At 59.5% G+C, this 17,445-nt stretch carries 12 protein-coding genes and 1 pseudogene; 6 read left to right on the plus strand and 7 right to left on the minus strand.

Translation table 11 applies throughout. The features are described from left to right. Positions 1–40: 40 nt before the first annotated feature. The 5 genes and pseudogenes from FHT97_RS10400 to FHT97_RS10420 all read left to right on the plus strand — a co-directional run bounded on the left by FHT97_RS10400 (position 41) and on the right by FHT97_RS10420 (position 6,436). Entirely contained in the window at positions 41–1,147 is a 1,107-nt protein-coding gene (locus tag FHT97_RS10400) for an efflux RND transporter periplasmic adaptor subunit (RefSeq protein WP_183861900.1), read from the plus strand. Beyond that, on the plus strand, positions 1,144–4,233 hold the full coding sequence (locus FHT97_RS10405; protein WP_183861902.1) for an efflux RND transporter permease subunit: 3,090 nt from the start codon (positions 1,144–1,146) through the stop codon (positions 4,231–4,233). Before FHT97_RS10400 ends, FHT97_RS10405 begins: the two co-directional genes overlap by 4 nt. Before the next feature lie 135 nt (positions 4,234–4,368). Beyond that, positions 4,369–4,734 (plus strand): annotated as a pseudogene (locus FHT97_RS10410) (AI-2E family transporter); the annotation flags it as partial. Positions 4,735–5,034: 300 nt separating this feature from the next. Next, positions 5,035–5,286, plus strand: coding sequence for a hypothetical protein (locus FHT97_RS10415; RefSeq protein WP_183861904.1), 252 nt, complete (start codon positions 5,035–5,037; stop codon positions 5,284–5,286). Positions 5,287–5,296: 10 nt separating this feature from the next. Continuing rightward, the gene (locus FHT97_RS10420) at positions 5,297–6,436 is read left to right on the plus strand and encodes a helix-turn-helix domain-containing protein (RefSeq protein ID WP_246712595.1); all 1,140 of its coding nucleotides are present in this window, start codon (positions 5,297–5,299) and stop codon (positions 6,434–6,436) included. A 95-nt stretch (positions 6,437–6,531) separates the two neighbouring features. Here the strand turns inward: FHT97_RS10420 and gltS are convergent, their stop codons facing one another. The 5 genes from gltS to FHT97_RS10445 all read right to left on the minus strand — a co-directional run bounded on the left by gltS (position 6,532) and on the right by FHT97_RS10445 (position 13,191). Further along, positions 6,532–7,737, minus strand: a complete 1,206-nt coding sequence (gene gltS, locus FHT97_RS10425) for a sodium/glutamate symporter (protein WP_183861906.1) — start codon at positions 7,735–7,737, stop codon at positions 6,532–6,534. Between the two features lie 84 nt (positions 7,738–7,821). Next, positions 7,822–9,657: an SLC13 family permease gene (locus FHT97_RS10430; RefSeq protein ID WP_183861908.1), complete on the minus strand. Its 1,836-nt coding sequence runs from the start codon at positions 9,655–9,657 to the stop codon at positions 7,822–7,824. A 112-nt stretch (positions 9,658–9,769) separates the two neighbouring features. Then, the gene (locus FHT97_RS10435; RefSeq protein WP_183861910.1) at positions 9,770–10,981 is read right to left on the minus strand and encodes a M20/M25/M40 family metallo-hydrolase; all 1,212 of its coding nucleotides are present in this window, start codon (positions 10,979–10,981) and stop codon (positions 9,770–9,772) included. A 34-nt stretch (positions 10,982–11,015) separates the two neighbouring features. Continuing rightward, positions 11,016–12,563: an AbgT family transporter gene (locus tag FHT97_RS10440; protein WP_183861912.1), complete on the minus strand. Its 1,548-nt coding sequence runs from the start codon at positions 12,561–12,563 to the stop codon at positions 11,016–11,018. Between the two features lie 370 nt (positions 12,564–12,933). Continuing rightward, positions 12,934–13,191, minus strand: coding sequence for a glycine zipper domain-containing protein (locus tag FHT97_RS10445; RefSeq protein ID WP_183755391.1), 258 nt, complete (start codon positions 13,189–13,191; stop codon positions 12,934–12,936). A 442-nt stretch (positions 13,192–13,633) separates the two neighbouring features. Between FHT97_RS10445 and FHT97_RS10450 the strand changes: the two genes are divergently transcribed. Next, positions 13,634–14,329: a GntR family transcriptional regulator gene (locus FHT97_RS10450; protein ID WP_183861914.1), complete on the plus strand. Its 696-nt coding sequence runs from the start codon at positions 13,634–13,636 to the stop codon at positions 14,327–14,329. 133 nt (positions 14,330–14,462) lie between these two features. Here FHT97_RS10450 and FHT97_RS10455 read toward each other — a convergent pair whose 3' ends face one another. Further along, entirely contained in the window at positions 14,463–15,947 is a 1,485-nt protein-coding gene (locus FHT97_RS10455) for an amidohydrolase family protein (RefSeq protein WP_183861916.1), read from the minus strand. Further along, positions 15,947–17,140: an amidohydrolase family protein gene (locus tag FHT97_RS10460; protein WP_183861918.1), complete on the minus strand. Its 1,194-nt coding sequence runs from the start codon at positions 17,138–17,140 to the stop codon at positions 15,947–15,949. Before FHT97_RS10460 ends, FHT97_RS10455 begins: the two co-directional genes overlap by 1 nt. Positions 17,141–17,445 lie beyond the last annotated feature (305 nt).

The following is a 17,445-nucleotide window of genomic DNA, read 5'->3' on the forward strand; positions in this document are numbered from 1 at the left end:
GAAACGCCATCGCGCCAGTAGGTATCCGGGGGAACCGCCCATGAAGATGCATCTGGCTACTTCGAAATCCCGCGCAATGTTTGGCGTGTCGGTCGCTATGCTGGCGACCATCCTCCTGGCGGGTTGCCGAAACGAGGAGGAGGCTTCTGAGCGCCCTCCAAGACCGGTCAGAACCGTCGCGGTTTCATTCAATCCCGAGGATACATATGGGTCGCTCGTCGGGGAGATCCGTCCGCGTACAGAAACCAGCTTCAGCTTCAGGCAGGGAGGCGAGGTGCGCGAGCGCGACGTCGAGGTTGGCGACCTCGTGAAAGTGGACACCGTTCTCGCCCGTCTTGATACCGAAGACGCTCAGGACGCAGTGCGAAAAGCTGAAGCAAATCTCTTTGCGGCTCAGGCCCAATTCCAGAACGCAGAGACCGAGCGTGCGCGTCAGCAGCAACTTTATCCCCGCACATCAACCCGTCAGGCTTTCGATGCAGCGACCGCCCAGGCGAGTATGGCACAGGCTGGTGTAGACGCGGCACAAGCCGGTCTGCGAATAGCGCAGACCAATCTTGACAACCGCGTCCTGAAGGCAAATGCCGCAGGCGTCGTCACCGCGATCGGAGGTGAAGTGGGACAGATCGTCGGCGGTGGACAAATGGTGGTGCGGGTTGCCCAGCTTGGAACACGTGACGCGGTTTTCCAGGTTCCCGAAGCCACAATCCAGACGACCGGAGGCGATGCCCGCGTAGACGTGCAGCTTCTCAGCAACCCCGCCATCAAGGCGACAGGAACGGTTCGAGAGATTTCGCCGACTGCTGATCCGATCACCCGCAACTTCACGGTCCGCGTCGGGCTCGATACCGCGCCCGACGAATTCCGCTTCGGAAGTGCCGTGCGTGGTACAATCCGGCTTTCCGGTGAGCCCGCGGCGCGGCTGCCAATAACAGCACTTTTCAGCCAAGGTAGCGAAAGTGCCGTCTGGGTTGTCGATGCGGCCAGCAAGACGACAAAGCTTGTGCCGGTCGAGGTCCATCGCTTCGACACGAAAGATTTCCTTGTGACCAAGGGCCTTTCAAGCGGAGACAACGTGGTGGTTGCCGGAGTGCAGCAACTGCGCCCGGGCATGCCGGTTCGCTTGCTTGAAGGAAGCGTCGAATGAACGAGGGCTTCAATCTATCGCTCTGGGCGATCCAGCGACGGAGCCTTGTGATCTTCCTCGTGGTTCTAAGCGCCATAGCGGGCATCCTTGCCTACATCAATCTGGGACGCGACGAGGATCCAGAGTTTACCTTCAAGACGATGATCGTCTCCGCCGGGTGGCCGGGCGGAACGATTGAGCAGACCACGGATCAGATCACCGACCGTCTGGAAAGGACGCTCGAAGAGGTGCCCCACCTCGACAGTCTGCGCAGCCTGACAACGGCCGGACAATCAATCGTCTACGTGACGCTCGACGATTCAACGCCGCCCGATCAGGTCGGAGAATCCTGGTATCAGGCCCGCAAGAAAGTCGGAGACATGGTGTCGACGCTGCCAGCTGGTGTGCGCGGACCCTTCTTCAACGATGACTTCGGTGACACCTTCGGCATCATCTATGGCTTTACATCCGATGGCTTTACCGATCGCGAAGTCCGTGACTGGGCCTACGAGGCCCGCACCCGGCTGCTCAAGATCGACAATATCGGCAAGATTCAGCTTATCGGGACCCAGGACGAGACGATCTATATCGAATTCTCGACCGAGCGGCTCGCTAGCCTCGGCCTCAGTGCTGCAACAGTGATCGGAACTATACAGGCGCAGAACGCCGTCCTGCCTGCAGGTCTCATAACCTCGGCGCAGGATCGAACAATTCTTCAGGTTTCCGGCAGTCTCGCCGACGAGGCAACGCTGCGGCAACTGAACATTCCAACCGCATCCGGCTTCGTGCGTCTTGGAGATATTGCCAGTGTCGTGCGCGGAACCGTAGATCCGCCCCAGCCGCGATTCCGCATCAAGGGTAAGCCGGCTATCGGTATCGCCATCTCCATGGCGTCGGGGGGCGACATCCTGCAGCTTGGCCAGAATATCGAAGCGACGATGCAGAAGCTTGAGGACGATCTGCCAATTGGCATCAACCTCACGCACGTCGCGAGCCAGCCTGCGGTCGTCAAGACAGCGATCCGCGGCTTCACAACCTCGCTCGGCCAAGCAGTCGTCATCGTTCTCGGTGTGAGTTTCCTGGCTCTCGGAATTCGAGCCGGCATCGCGGTTGCCGTGTCAATCCCGCTTGTTCTTGCCTTGACCTTCCTGTTCATGGACATATCAGGCATTGCCCTGCAGCGCGTCTCGCTGGGAGCATTGATCATTGCGCTGACGCTGATGATCGATGACACGATGGTCACCGTCGAGACGATGATGGCGAAGCTTGAGCAGGGTTACGAGCGGGTTCAGGCGGCGTCCCACGCCTACACTTCAACCGCATTTCCGATGCTGGCCGGCACGCTGGTAACGATCGCTGGCTTCATTCCTGTCGGTTTTGCAAGCAGCTCTTCGGGCGAGTATGCGCGATCCCTTTTTCTGGTGATCGGCTTCGCGCTCATCGTGTCCTGGCTCGTGGCGGTGCTGCTGACACCGATCGTTGGTCTTGCCGTCCTGAAATCAGGGACTGCAACGGGTCCGAAGGAGGATGGAGCACTCATCCGCGGCTTCAAGAACCTCCTGTACGCCTGCATGCGAATGCGCCTCCTTGTCGTGCTTGCCACCGCCGCTTTGTTTGTGGCTGCTCTCCTTGGATCGTCCGCCATGAAACGGCAGTTCTTTCCAGCGTCAGACAGGCCGGAGCTTATCCTGCAGCTCACCCTGCCGCAGAGTGCATCGCAGGATGCGACCGCCGTTGACGTCTCGAAGGCGGAAGAAGTTCTGGCCGCCGACGAGGATGTGGCTGACTGGAGCTTTTATATCGGCTCCGATCCCGTTCGCTTCTACCTGTCGATGGACCTGCAGGCTCCAGCACCCTCCCGTGCCCAGGCAGTGGTGATCGCCAAGAGCGTTGGTGTGCGCGAGGCGCTGCAGGCACGCTTGCAAAAGGCGCTCGACGAGAAATTGCCCGATATCATCGTGCGCGTTTCGCCGCTGGAAATGGGACCGCCGGTTGGCTGGCCTGTTCAGTACCGGGTCAGTGGACCGGATATTCCGGGCGTGCGAAATGTCGCCTGGCAAGTCGCCGACGCCATCAGCAAGGTTCCGGGCGTCGTCCAGCCCAACCTCGACTGGAATGAGCCGGTTCGAAAAATCGTCATCAATGTCGATCAGGATCGTGCCCGGCTGGTGGGCCTCAATTCCTCTGTGATTGCCCAGACGCTGTTCGCCACGGCATCGGGAATTCCGATCACGCAGGTTCGGGACTCGATCTACCTTATCAATGTGGTGGCGAGAGCGGCCGCCGACGAGCGCGTCGACATCAGCACCATTCGCACACTGCAGATCCCCGTCGGCCCCAACAATACGGTGCCGCTCTCCAGCATCGCCACGATCGACTACCAGACCACACAGCCCGTCATCTGGCGTCGCGATGGCTCGACGACGATCACTGTTCAGGCAGACACCGCCGAAGGTGTGCTGGCGGCCGGTGTCGTCGAAGCTGCGGCTGCCAAGATCGATGAGCTGCAAAAGGCCAACCCGCGCTACCCGATCGAGGTAGGCGGTGCAGTCGAGGGGGCCGAAGAGGGGCTTGCATCGGTCGTCGAGATGCTTCCGGTGATGGCCGTCATCATCCTTATCGTGCTGATGTTCCAACTGCAGAGCGTACAGCGCCTGCTCCTCGTCATCAGCGTTGTGCCTCTGGGGCTAATCGGCGTCGTGCTGATCATGCTGATAACCAATACGCCGGTGGGCTTCATAGCCGTTCTGGGCATGATCGCACTTATCGGCATGATCACCCGAAACTCCGTGGTGCTCATCGACCAGATCGACCTTGCCATTGAAGAAAAGGGCCGGACGTGGCGCAGCGTGATCGACGTTACCGCCCAGCGTCTGCGACCGGTCTTCCTAACAGCGGGATCGACCGTGCTCGGAATGCTGCCGATCATCCGTGATCCCTTCTGGTCACCCCTCGCCTTTACCGTCATCGGCGGTCTCGTGGTCGCTGCGGCGCTGACGCTGATCTTCCTGCCGGTACTTTACGTCCTGTGGTTTCGCATTCCGGCTAAGGCAGAGGCCGAAAAGATCGAAACTTCCACGACTAAACCGGCTGCCGCTGGAGTGTGAGAGTTCTCCAGCCGCGTCTCATCGCGTGGTCGTGCTCAAAGCCTCGCTCGACGAGACAAAGGAACAGGTTGGGGTGACGCATTGCAAAGGACAACCGCTGTCAGCTAGGCTGCAGTCGGTCGGTGGCGTATTTGCGAACTTGCCACTGCCTGGGGTGCAATCGCTTTCGCGCTCAACGACATCCCTTTCCTCGGGCCGTTTGCTGCAACCGCGCTTCCGACACTGTTTGCCATTGCCCAATTCGACAACCGGCAGACGGCAGTGCTCATTTTCGCGAGCCTGAACGTCATCCAATTCATCATCGGGAGCTATCTGGAGCCGCGGCTCAGCGGTGCCTCGCTTGCAATATCCCCTTCGCCATAATGTGGGGCACATCTGGGGCTTTCATCGGCTGCCCACCCGATCGCGTTCATTGTTTATAGCGCAGGCACGCCATCGGGAAAGTGGGTCGCAACGCTGCTGTCGGGCGGTTCCAACGCAGACATGGACCACGGACCGTGAAGCTGGATCTCCGGCGTGCACAGAGATGTGTTTAAAGCCATCTAAAACAACTTGAAACGCTAAAAGCGACTTCCTCTGATGCTTGTGCATCTGACAGTTGAGAAAGGACGTCGACGGCGCTAGATTACGCTTGGGAGGAACATCGACTGCCATAGGCGGCTTTGCCGCAAGATAGGGACGAAGGCTGAAACCCAGCTTTCGCCGCGCGAAGTGCTCGCTTCAGTCGCTCGCAAACCAGTCCGCTTGCATCATTCAGACATCATCCGGCCCTCGCTCTTGGGCCCAAGAGGAGAGTTAAGAATGAATCGCATAAGTGTTCTCTCACGCATCCTGTCGAGCAGTGCATACCTGGCACAGAACTTCGAGCGCGAAACGATCGCCGCGATTTCGAGCGCTGGTTTTCGATGCAAACCCGTGACGCCAACCAGCGCCTCTCACGCCTGCGCGGGCGGCTTCGCCGCTAAGCCTGGCACGATACGTTGGAATGACGGCGGCAATATGGTTGCCGGGCAAGCGGCGCCTGGCGATTCCGTCTTGCCTACGGCCAACTGAGGGTGACGCGATGACGACAGAAGACGTCATGACTCCTGCCAGCTTGCACGAACGGCAACTGAACCACATGAGCTTTGCGAGCTCGGACTACGAGGCCGTTGATGCAGAGCCGGAGGAAGGTACGCCTTCGTTTTTATCTCCTTTTGAGTTCTCGACCGAGGGGCTCTCGCGGCCGGATCAGTTTGCGGCATGGCGCAATAGCTTCGCACCTATGCTTGAGCTTTCTGATACCGATCCAATGACGGCAAACTTTAGCGGCCGGCAGGAGCTTTGGGATCTTGGCAGTCTCGTCCTTGCCAGGATCAGCACTGACAGCCTCGCCTTTTCTAGCCTTCCAGGACATGTTCGGCGAGATCCGGTCGACCACTGGACCATGACAGTTCTGTTGTCCGGTCAAATAAGCACCAATGCGGCAAGGCACGAGTTTACCGCGGATCCGGGCGAGTTCCAGATCCATTCGCTTGGCCGTTCCTTCACCGGCGTCGTCGACAAAAGCGAGATGCTAATGCTGTTCGTGCCGCGGGATCTTTCTCTCGAAACGGCGGCCACCCTTGGCTCGGCCGAATTTTCGACACTCAGGTCAGGCATGGGACGACTGTTCTCGGACTATCTGATTGGCGTGAGTAATCGCCTGCCAACGCTGGTTCATGCCGACTTGCCTGGGCTGACCGCAGCGACACAGGCAATGATCCTTGCCTGCGTTTCGCCATCCGCAGACCATATCGAGGCCGCCGAAGGACCGATTGCCAATGTGCTTCTCGAAAGGGCGCGGCAGCTGGTGCGAAGCCGGTTGCTCGATCCGAAGCTCGGCAGTGAACTGATACGCCGAGAGCTCGGCATTTCGCGCACGCGTCTATATAACCTGTTTGAGCCTTTCGGCGGGGTGATGCACTACATCCAGCATCGTCGATTGCTCAGCGCCTACGCCGCTTTAACCGACCCCAACGATCGAAGGCTCATATTCCAGATTGCTGAAGAGCGTGGATTCAGCGACGGGGCCGAGTTTGGCCGCGCATTCAAGCGAGCGTTCGGCCACAGCCCGAGTGAAGTCCGGAATCGAAGCGGTGGCGGCATTCCGCTTTGCCCGGACCTTGAGGATTGCGCGTCCGAGGAAAGACTTGGTGTGCTACTGAGGAGGCTACAGGGATAGCTCCGGTGTGCGTGCTGACGGTCGAACACAAGGTCGTACGCATTTGTCAGAATCGGCGTCTCCGAGCGTTCTTGATGATCCGTGCTGGTAGGCCCTCACCGGACAAGAAAGCCAAGAGCGGCGGCGTTCGCAAGGTCGATAAAGAAAGCCGAAACGAGGGGCAGGATGATGAAGGCGATCGTTGCCGCGCCATGGATTTTGGTAACTGCGGTCATATTCGCGATCGCTGTGGGGGTCGCACCCAGCGAAATACCACAGAACCCGGCGGAAATGACCGCCGCTTCATAGTTGCGCCCCATGGCCGGAAACACCACAAAAAGTATATAGGCAATCGCAGCGATCGTCTGAATCGCCAGCACGATGACAAGCGCCAGACCGAGCCCACCTAATCCCCACAATTGCATGCTCATCAGCGACATCGCGAGAAACACGTTCAACGAGAGATCTGAGATAAGTGAGAGCGCGCGGCTGCGCGTTGGCCAAGGGAGGTTCGGTGCTATGGAGGGGATAGTGTTCGTCATCACAATAGCGACCAGCAAGCACACAACAAAGAGCGGAAGATTGATGCCGGCGTCCAGGATGATCTCATGGAGTGTGTATCCTATGAGGATAGCGATGTTCGTCACTAGGAGAGTGCGCAAGAGGCTGATGTAGCTGACCTCGTCATCGTGCGTGCTGGCAGCTGTTCGGGACACACCTATCGTAAGTTCTTCGTCTTTGCTTCCGCTCAGCCGATAACGGGTGATGAGGTACTGTGCGATCGGCCCGCCGATGAGACTGGCAATCACAAGACCAAGCGTGGCGCTGGCAATGCCAACCTCCAGTGCGCTCGTAAGCCCGAAACGATTGCTGATGATCGGAGCCCATGCAATGGTGGTGCCATGACCGCCGATCAGGGACGTCGACCCCAGTAATATCGCCATCCCTGGGGGAAGACCAAGCAGATTGCTGGCGCCGATGGCAATTGCGTTCTGGATGACCAGGAACACAAGCGTGATGGCAAGAAGGATCAGTAGTGGCTTTCCACCTGCCACCAGATCGGAAAGCCTGGCGTTAAGCCCGACGCCCGTGAAGAAGTAGAGAAGCAGCATGTCGCGTGCGGCAAGCGTAAAACTGATCTCGACGGAAAAGAATTCGTAGGCGGCAAGTGTCGCCAACGCCGCGAGAAGTCCGCCGGTGACTGCTTCCGGAATGCTCCACCGAGCTAGCATGGGAATGAAGCGATTGAGATTGGCACCAGCAAAAAAGACGAGAATTGCGATGGTAAAGGACAAAAGTCCCGGGACCTGTATCACCGACATGTGTCACCCTTACTGACATCCTGGCCTTGCCGCACTTGCAGTCGACTGTTGTTCCAGCGCGCCTCTGCCTGGATAACCGGCAGCTTAGAAGCGCCAGATTAGAGGGACGATGAACACTGACACGACGAAAAACCAGATCAGCAACGGCAATCCCAGTTTCCAGTAGTCGTTGAAGGCATAGCCCCCCGGGCCCATCACCATCAGGTTCGTCGGTGTTGCGATTGGCGTGAGGAAGGCGCCGGCGGCTGCAACGGCCGTGCTCATAAGGACGGGGCGCGGAGAAATGCCCATGGCGGTGGCCGCTGCGACGCCGATCGGGATGACAATCAATGCTGTTGCAGTGTTGGAGATGAGTTGCCCCATGATTGCCGTCAGAACAAACAGTCCGGCAAGCAGCGCAACCGGACCGGCGTCACCCACGAGATTCACCAGATGCTCCGCCATCAGCTTCGCCGCGCCTGTTTCTACCATTGCTGTCGAAAGCGGCATCATCGCGCCAACGAGGATGACGGTCGTCCAGCCCACAGCCCGATAGGCTTGTTCGACGCTCATGATCCCCGAAAGGATGATTGCTCCTGCAGCAAGTAAGCCAGCCACCGCCGGCGGCACGATACCAGTGGCAAGCAGCAGAACCATCGCAATCAGGATGATAACGGCCTGACGCGCGCCGGGACCCATCGGGACCGCTTGGCGTCGGACAAGCTCGGGCGAATTGACAACCAAAACGTCGGGATCGTTCAGGTGCACATCGAGCGCCTTCCACGTTCCCTGCAGCAGCATTGTGTCGCCTGCCTGCAGGACGATACCGCCCGCTTCCTTGGCGGCGCTGCCAGGCGATATTCCGGCGCCGGCGCGCTGGACAGCCAGAATGATCAGATCGCCGCTCTCGGTCACCATGCCGGGAAAAACTGCTTGGCCGATGAGGCCGGAGCGTGGCGGGATGACGACCTCTGCAAGGCCTGAGTTGCGATTGAACAAGGTCTCTTCACCCTGACCGTTCGCCTTGTCGTCGCGAAGGGCCAGGTGCATGTCGGCAGCGTAGGCCGCTGCAACGTCAGGTTCACCGCGCAAGATAAAATGATCGCCCTCAGCGATGGCAGACCTGCGCAGTGGACCGGCCGTCTCGCCCTCCTGAATGGCGACGAGTTGCAATCCCGGATGGCCCGAAAGATCGAACGCGCTCGCGGCTTTGCCGACATAGGGCGAGCTTGCACGCACTCGCATCTGGTAGATCCCGCTTGCAAGGCCGTATTGTTCTACCAGTGTCTTGGCATGGCGACTGAAATCGGCGGGCATAGTCGCGCCGTTACGCTCCGGAAGCAGCTGCTTTCCGAAGAGGATGATGATGGCCATGGTGCCTGCCAGGAGTGGGATGCCCGCAAGCGCAAATTCGAAGAAGCCGAACCCACCGACGCCTGCGTCGATGCCTGCTTCTGAAACCAGCACGTTGACCGGTGTTCCGGTCAGGGCCAGCATCGAGCCTGCATGTGCCGAAAACACCAGCGGCATGAGCAGCTGCGACGAACTGCGCCGAAGGCGGACAGCTATGACGACCACGACCGGCAGCAGGGCTGCGACAGCGCCATTGACGCTGATCAGCGCGGTCAGGAGCGATACAAGTGCCATGGTCAGGAGGAGAAGGCGTGTCCGGCTTTCCTCGCCGGCCCCGCGGATCAGCAGTTGTCCGGCCCAAGCGGTCACCCCGGTGACCTCGAGCCCGGAACTGACGACGAAAAGGGATGCGATGAAGATGACCGCTGGATCACCGAAACCGCCAAGGGCTTGTCCAAGCGTCAGGACACCACTCGCCCACAAGGCAAGTGCCGTCAGCATGGCGACGAAGACGACCGGCAGCTTGTTCCAGACGAACAGTACGACGGCAACGGCGATGATAGTCGCTGTGTATGCTATTGGACTCAATCGCCCTGCTCCCTCTTGCCTGCCCGAACCGTCCAAAATCAAGCCGGCCCCAGCGCAGGCGTTCATGAGCGCCGAGCGACTGCGGCCGACCAAATTAACCTTCCAGAACTCGTCAATCGTCGAGTGTCGCCATGAGTACACCCAAACGGCAGCCCTTCTCGTATTCCTTGAGGTTCACATATTCCTTGATCGTGTGGATCTCGGCTTGCCCGGCTCCGATGGTGATGGTTGGCACACCATGCTTGTCGAGCCAGTTGGCATCCAATCCCCCGTTCGAGAAGACATACACTGGCTCGATGTCAAGCATTTGCAAGGCCTTTGTCGCGCGCTTCACGATCGGCGTGTCCTTGCCCAACTCGAATGGCGGATAGGAGGGCTTGTGGCTGAATTTCACCTCTGCCTTGTCGCCCTGATAGTCGGTCACTTCGCTCTGCGCCTTCGCGAACGCCTCCTTGTAACCGTTGGCAATCTTCGTCGCGAAAGCAGCTTCCGGGCTGCGCGCTTCGCCCTTGATGAAGGCGTAGTCGGTTACGACGTTGGTCGCATCACCTGCGGGTTTGTTGTCCTTGCCACCGAAAATACCGACGTTGCTTGTGCCGCGACCATCCGGTTTGACCACTTTGCCGAACCAGCCGTTATGCTTTGCTTCCGCCAACGCCACGGCGCCAACCAGTGTCGCCGAAATACCCTTCTCTGGCGCAACGCCGGCATGCGACGCGCGACCTTTGATTTCGACTTCCCAGTTTTCCTGCCCGACAGCGCCGACAATGAGTTCTGAAGCCATCTGGCCATCGACATTGATGCACATTGCCGCGCCGTTGAGGTCAGCCGGGTTGAGTTCTCGTGCCCCATGCAGCCCACTCTCCTCGCGAACGGTAAACAGTAGGGTGATTGGCGGATGAGGCAGCTTATGCTTGATCAGCGTCTCGGCAACCACGACAAGGAGTGCCACCCCGGTTCGGGCATCGCCGCCAAGTGCCGTGGTCCCGTCGGACACGATGCGGTCGCCCTCGCGCTTTGGTTTGGCGCCCGCGCAAAGCGGCACGGTGTCCAGGTGGGTGGAAAAGAGAAGGCGTGGCCCGGGCCGCGTTCCCGGGATGTCCACGATCAGATTGCCCGTCTCCGTCGGCAGCGGAATACGCTTGTTGGCGTCATCGAAGCGAATAGCCGATTCCGGGACGCCGATCTTCTTCAAGGCGTCGCAGACGGCAAGGCCGATGTTCCTCTCAGACCCGGTGACACCCTCCACCGACAGGAAACGCATCAGATGGTCTTCAGCTGCGGCGACGTCGAGAGGAATTGAGATGTTGCTCATGATGTCCATCCGTTCGTTCGAGTATCTATTCGCTTGAGGATTGTCATAGGCCCCATGGCAGTCCGAGGGCCTTCCAGACCGCAAAGAGGCCGGTCCACAACACGAACATCAGCACCACATAGGGAAGCATCAGTGAGACGATCGTGCCGACACCTGCGGACTTGTCGTATTTCTGGGCAAAGCCGACGACGAGTGCGAAGTAGGCATTGAGTGGAGTGATCGCGTTCATTGGGGAATCGCCGACGCGATAGGCGGCAAGGACGGCTTCCGGTTCAACACCAAGCTTCATGAGAAGCGGGACGAAGACCGGAGCGAAGATTGCCCACTTGGCAATGGCGCCGGTTAGCAGCAGGTCGATAATCGCGACCACAACGATAAAGCCGATAAGCAGCGGCAGTGCGCCAATATTGGCTGCCTGCAACACGCCTGAAAGGCTGAGCGCCATGACGGTGCCGATGTTTGTATAGGTAAAATAGGCGACAAACTGGCTAAGAACGAAGAACAGGAAGATTGTGCCGCCCATGTTCTTGATCGACTTCTCGATCGCCGCGATGACCTCGGCCAGCGTTTTCAACGTTCCGGCGCCGATGCCATAGGTCCATCCTGTTACCAGGAAGATCAGCATGATGAGTGCAATCAGGCCGTTCATGAAGGGTGAGTTGCCGATGAGCTCGCCGGTATCGGGATTGCGCAGAGGCGCGCCGCTCGGGATGGTCAACAGCAGGAAAACAACCAGGAGACCGATAAGGCCGTATAGTGCGAACCGCAAGCCGCGTGATTCCTGCTCAGAAAGGGTGGCCCCTTGAGCCTGCACACCGCCTTCCGCCGCTGCCGGATCATACTCACCAAGCCTGGGCGCGATCATGCGATCGGTTATGAACGCTATCACCACGGTCAAAAACAGCACCGAGGCAATGGAAAACCAGACGTTTGATGCAAGACCGATTGAACGCGCTGGATCAACCAGATGCGCAGCGTCGTTGGTAAATTCAACGAGCACGGCATCGAGCGGCTTGATCAGCATGTTGACCGTGAAGGCACCAGCCACGGCGGCAAAACCAAGCGCAAGACCAGCCAACGGGTGCCGCCCGACTGCCATATAAGCCACACCGGCAAGCGGGATCAGCACCAGATAGCCGGCATCTGCCGCGATGCTTGCGAGGATACCGACGAAAGCCAGGATATAGGTCAGCGCCCAGCTCGGCGAGACAATGACGAGCTTGCGGATCAGCGCTGTGACGAGACCGGATTCTTCGGCCACGCCGGCACCGATCATGGCAGCGATCATCAATCCGACAGCCGTAAAACTCATGAAGTTGGGAATAAGGGACGAATATAGAAAGCGAATGCCCTCGACATTCAGCAAGCTTCGGATCGATGTCGACGCTTGCTCAATCTCGTGCGTGTCGGGATTGATGCGCTCATAGCTTACGGCCGCTCCGAAAGCGCCAAGTACGGCTGACAGGACGATGACGATGCCAATCAGGATCAGGAAAATGATCACAGGATGGGGAACCATGTTTCCCACTTTTTCGACGCCGTCCAGGAACCTCTGCATCGTGGTCTTTGATGCGGTATTGGCAGTGGCCATGTCTTGCCTCCAGTTGAACCGACGTATGTCGCACCCGATGGATGGTCAAATGAGCTTGCTAGGTGCGTTGCCTTAACAGTGGTCGGCCTGCGAAATGGCACGAATGGAGCGCTATGGATCAACCGCTTTGCACGTCGCCGGCAAGTGAACCCGTTGCTGCAACGACAAATATAATTTTATATTTCAATGCGTTAAACGCCATGCCTGCTCATTCACCAGAGCCGTTGCAGGAGCTAAAATCAGCGCGCTCTTTCGGTGACGGGAATGCCGCATATCGCAAAAATCCAGCCGGCGTCAGGATGGCCCGTGTTGAGAGAACGTGTTGGCCCCCATCGCCTGCTCACGCGAATGACACCGCCCGTCTTCATCGTTAGCGCGGGCAGGCTGCGATATAGCGCCGACCGTTGCGATCGCGAAACTCGCACTGGCCCGGACGACCGGCCACGTTTCCGATCACGGCGCCGGAGGCTCCACCGATCGCCGCGCCGACGGCCGCACCACGCACGTCGTTCGTGACGGCACCACCAACCACCGCACCAGTGGCGGCGCCGATACCCGCACCTTGTTGCGTCGGTGTGCAGCTCGCAAGCGCCAGGCCCGCCAACGAGAAAATCAGTAACCTCTTCATTAATCTCCCCTTTGCGACGTTTTACAAATCCGAAGACCGTAGGAGAAAGGCGTTGCTTGCAGTGACTATAGTGTGGCCAAGATGGCTGTGATCAGCATAGAATCCCAAAACCAAGCTCTGAGTTCAAATCTCTGGACAATGTGGCAAGGGCCGTCCGCCGGGGCGGAATGATCAGACTGTCCTCACACCCGCCTGGCAGCCCTCGATTACGGTCCACACCGCTTCACGTCGGCATGTTCATCCGCACAGGTCCAGTCCGCCGTGATGTCATGAGTCGCCTCAACAGACGGGCAGCTTGCCCTGAAGCCCGATAAGTCGACCTGCATCAAAGAACTCACTGCCTCTCCTCGACAATTTGCCCCGATATTGCTGACAATTATGCAACCAAAACACCAATTGCTACGGTTGACTTTCCCTGCGGCATCGAGCTTCTCTTACCCGAATGGGAGTGAATTTCGTGACCGAACAACCTGGCCCGTCTGCGCGACAAATTGTCGAGAAAGTCTGGCTATCTATCGCTGAGCGCAGGCTCCGCCCCGGTATTCAGCTCAAGGAAGAGCAACTGGCGGCGATTTTCAACGTCAGCCGCGCCCGCATCCGCCAGGCCCTCACGGTGCTTGAACGCGATGGTCTCGTCACGATCATTCCCAATCGGGGCGCGTTCGTCTCCAAGCCTTCGGTCGAGGAGGCCCGCGATGTCTTCTTCGTACGCCGCACGGTGGAGCGTTGCGTCGTCGAACGCCTGTGCCAGTCTGTCAACAAGACCGACCTCAGGCGGCTGCGCGACCATGTTGCCAAGGAACGGGCTGCCAATGCCGCGGACGTCACGAGCGACATCATCAAGCTCTCCGGTGGCTTCCACCTACTGCTAGCCGAAACCGTCGGCTCCGACTTCCTGTTCACGACGATGAGGGATCTGATCGCCCGCTCCTCGCTGATCACTGCTGTCTACCGCAACACGAACCGCCGCTTCAATTGCGGACCTGACGAGCACGAGGAGATCGTCGAGGCGATCGCCGCCAAGGATGCCGAGAAGGCCACTCACCTGATGGCCCATCACCTAGAGCACGTTGAATCAGAACTCGACCTGAGCGAAATCCGCGACCTTTCCCATGACCTGCGAGCAGCCCTTGCGTAGCTGTATCCTTAAGCAGATGTCGCCTCCTTGATAAACCCGATGCCGCCCGGGAGTTCACGGGGCGCGTTGTTTGTCGCGGTGACCCGGAAATTCTAGTTCGAGATAGCGGACGTCGATGACCGCCTACCGAACTTCACCCAAGGTCAGCGTCAACCGGATAGCTGGGAGCGAAGATCTCCGAGACCGGGGGATTGCTCCAGCTTCGTTCGGGATACTTGGCGATCAGCCCGTCATACTGCGCCTGCGCCTGTACCCGTGCCTTCTCCATGTCGAGGCCCGCAACCTTGCGGGACAGCATCGAGACGCGGCCGTCGACGAACACAGCGCGCGTCACCTTGCCCGAACCGCTGGTGACCAAAGTTGTAATAGGATCGATCGACGGCGCCATGATCACGTCGTCGAGATCGAAGACGGCGATATCGGCACGAGCGCCGGGGGACAGATGGCCGAGGTCCGTCCGGCCAAGCGCACGCGCGCCCCCAAGCGTCGCGGCATCGAAGAGATCGGCCGAGCGAAGCCGATCCGGCGCGCCATCGTTGATGCGGCCCGTGATCAACCCGACGAGCAGGTTCATCCACATGTCAGCAGGCGCCGTATCAGTGCCCATGGCGATGTTGATGCCACGTTTGCGGCAGGCCGAGAAGGAATTGAGCGTGCTCCCGCCGCGGCCCGAGACCAGCGGGCAATGAACGATGGAAACGCCGTTTTTCGCGTAGAGGGCAAGGTCCTCCTCCGTTGCATTGGTGGCGTGAGGCGCGATCAACCGGTCGCTCAAAAGGCCGGCCTTGGCAAGCCAGACAGGGGCGGTCGAGCCGTGCAGCATGCGAACCGTATCGACCTCCATGGCGCCTTGCGCCATGTGCAGGCGGAACTTGCAACCGAGTTCGCGGGCCGCAGCATCCGTGCGCTGGAGGAGTGCCAGGGTAGACGTCTCGACGCGGTCAGGCGCCAGCATTCCACGGACGAGATCGCCGTGACGACCGTTCTGCCGCTCGATGTAAGAGATAGCGTCCTTCAGGCCCTTCAAGCCGCGCTCCTCATCAAAGACCGGCACCATGCGCCCCGGTTCTTCCAGCACCATGCCGCCGGAGCGATAGGCGGGGCTGAGATAGACCCGGAGACCGAGTTCGCCGGCCGCATCAGCCGCCGCATCGAATTCGGCCACGGTCTCGCCCCACTCGCGGTAGAACAGCGAGGCGATCGGCGCTGCCGTCGTGATGCCGTTCAACAGCAACTGGCCAAAGGCGAAGCGCTTCTGGAAGGCCAGTTCGTCCTGGCTGTACATCTCATAGGGGCCGGCCTTGACATAGGAGCGCGGCCAGACGCGACCCTTGGCCCAGCCGGGATGATTGTCGATGGCGAGAATGGTCGTGTCGAGATCGGACAGTGCGTCGAGATCGATCAAGCCGGGGCTGATCAGTGCATTGCCGAAATCGATGCGCCGAGCCACTTCGCCAGGAAAGCGATGGCCGACGAAGAGAATTTCGTTGTTCTCGAATACCACTTCGCCATTGCGCAGCAGGCGGTGGGAGCCGTCCTGGTGGCCAACAACCCAGCTTGCGGTAAGAAGCGTACGGCCTTCGGGGCGGCGGCCGAGTTCCAGGGATGCTTTGTTCATCACGGCATCTCCACGATGGCCTTGCCCTTGCGGGCAACAACGCGGCCGTTCTTGACGACCAGTGGTCGGGGCGCGGTGTCGACGACGGCGTGCGCAAGTGTCTCCCCGGTCAGAAGCGTGAAATCGGCATTGCAGCCAACATCAAGGCCGTAACCGTCGATCCGCATGACGTCGGCGCCGCCCTTCGAAACGACGTTCAGAACATGGGCAAGCTCCTGGTCCGTGCGCAGTCCATTCTTCATGCCGATCACCTTTGCGCGGTCGAGCATGTCGGGCTGCCCCCACGGGCCCCAGGTATCGCGTATGCCGTCGCAGCCACCACCGACACGCACGCCCGCTTCCTTGAGCCGCATGATCGAGGGCACGTTGACGGACGGCGCACCGGTCGTCAGGATCGCAACGTCGAGACGGGCGATCTCTTCTATCAGTTTCCCGACCCTGACATAGTCATTCATGCCGAGCGCAAAGGCGTGGCTGATCGCCACCTTGCCTTCCATGCCGTTGGCGCGGATGCGTTCGAAGATCAGTTCCATGGTGAATGCGCCGAGATCTGCGGCTTCATGCAGGTGGATGTCGATCGGAACGCCGTGTCTCACGGCGAGTGCAAACAGGATGTCGAGTTGTCCCTTGGGATCGCGGTCGATCCCGCAGGGATCGATGCCACCCAGCACTTCGCAGCCCTGCCGCAGTGCCTCATCCAACAGATCCACCGTACCCGGCATGACCATGACGCCGGATTGCGGGAAGGCGACAATCTCGATATCGATGATGTCCCTCAGCGCGTCTCGCGTCCTCCACACCCCCTCAACCAGGGACAGCCCGTGCCTGGTGTCGATATCAACATGGCTGCGGATGTGGCTCGCGCCGTTCGCCGCAAGGCCGATCGCATGACGCATCGATTGCCGGTGTGCGTCGATGCCGATCTCCTGCCGGTTTTCTCTTTCGAAATCGATCCGCCCCTGCAGGATCGCGGGGCGATCGTTGACATGCCAGGGCATGCCCCAGGTCGTCTTGTCGAGATGGGTGTGGGCGTCGATCAGGCCCGGCACGACTATCGCGCCGTTGCCATCCTCCACGGCCATGCCGTCTTCTGGCCGATACGATCCAAGACCCGCGATCTTGCCATGCCTGATCAGGATGTCGCAGCTTTCGCCAGCCATCGGCCTGGCGTTGCGGAGTAAGAGATCGTGCATGGGGTACCTCCGTTTCGGCTTGTGCGCATCAGGTGGGCCAGTTGACAGGATGCGGCTCGGTCCGTTCGCTAAAGGGCGGACGGTTTTATCAATGACTTCAGGTTGGGAGAAAGCCCACACGGAAGGCTGGTCCAGCTCGTTTGCAGCCAGTCCAAGCCGCAACGCCTTGCTACACTGGCAGGGCGAATGCTCCTCCGCGAGCAACCACGTCCCTTGCTCCCGCGTCGGCTATTAAGGCAGCCTTCGAAGCTATGTCAACGCAAATTGTCTACAATATTTTACTGAGCCAAAGACTGTGGCTACGC

This window comes from Rhizobium sp. BK399, from assembly GCF_014194695.1.
Taxonomy (GTDB): domain Bacteria; phylum Pseudomonadota; class Alphaproteobacteria; order Rhizobiales; family Rhizobiaceae; genus Rhizobium.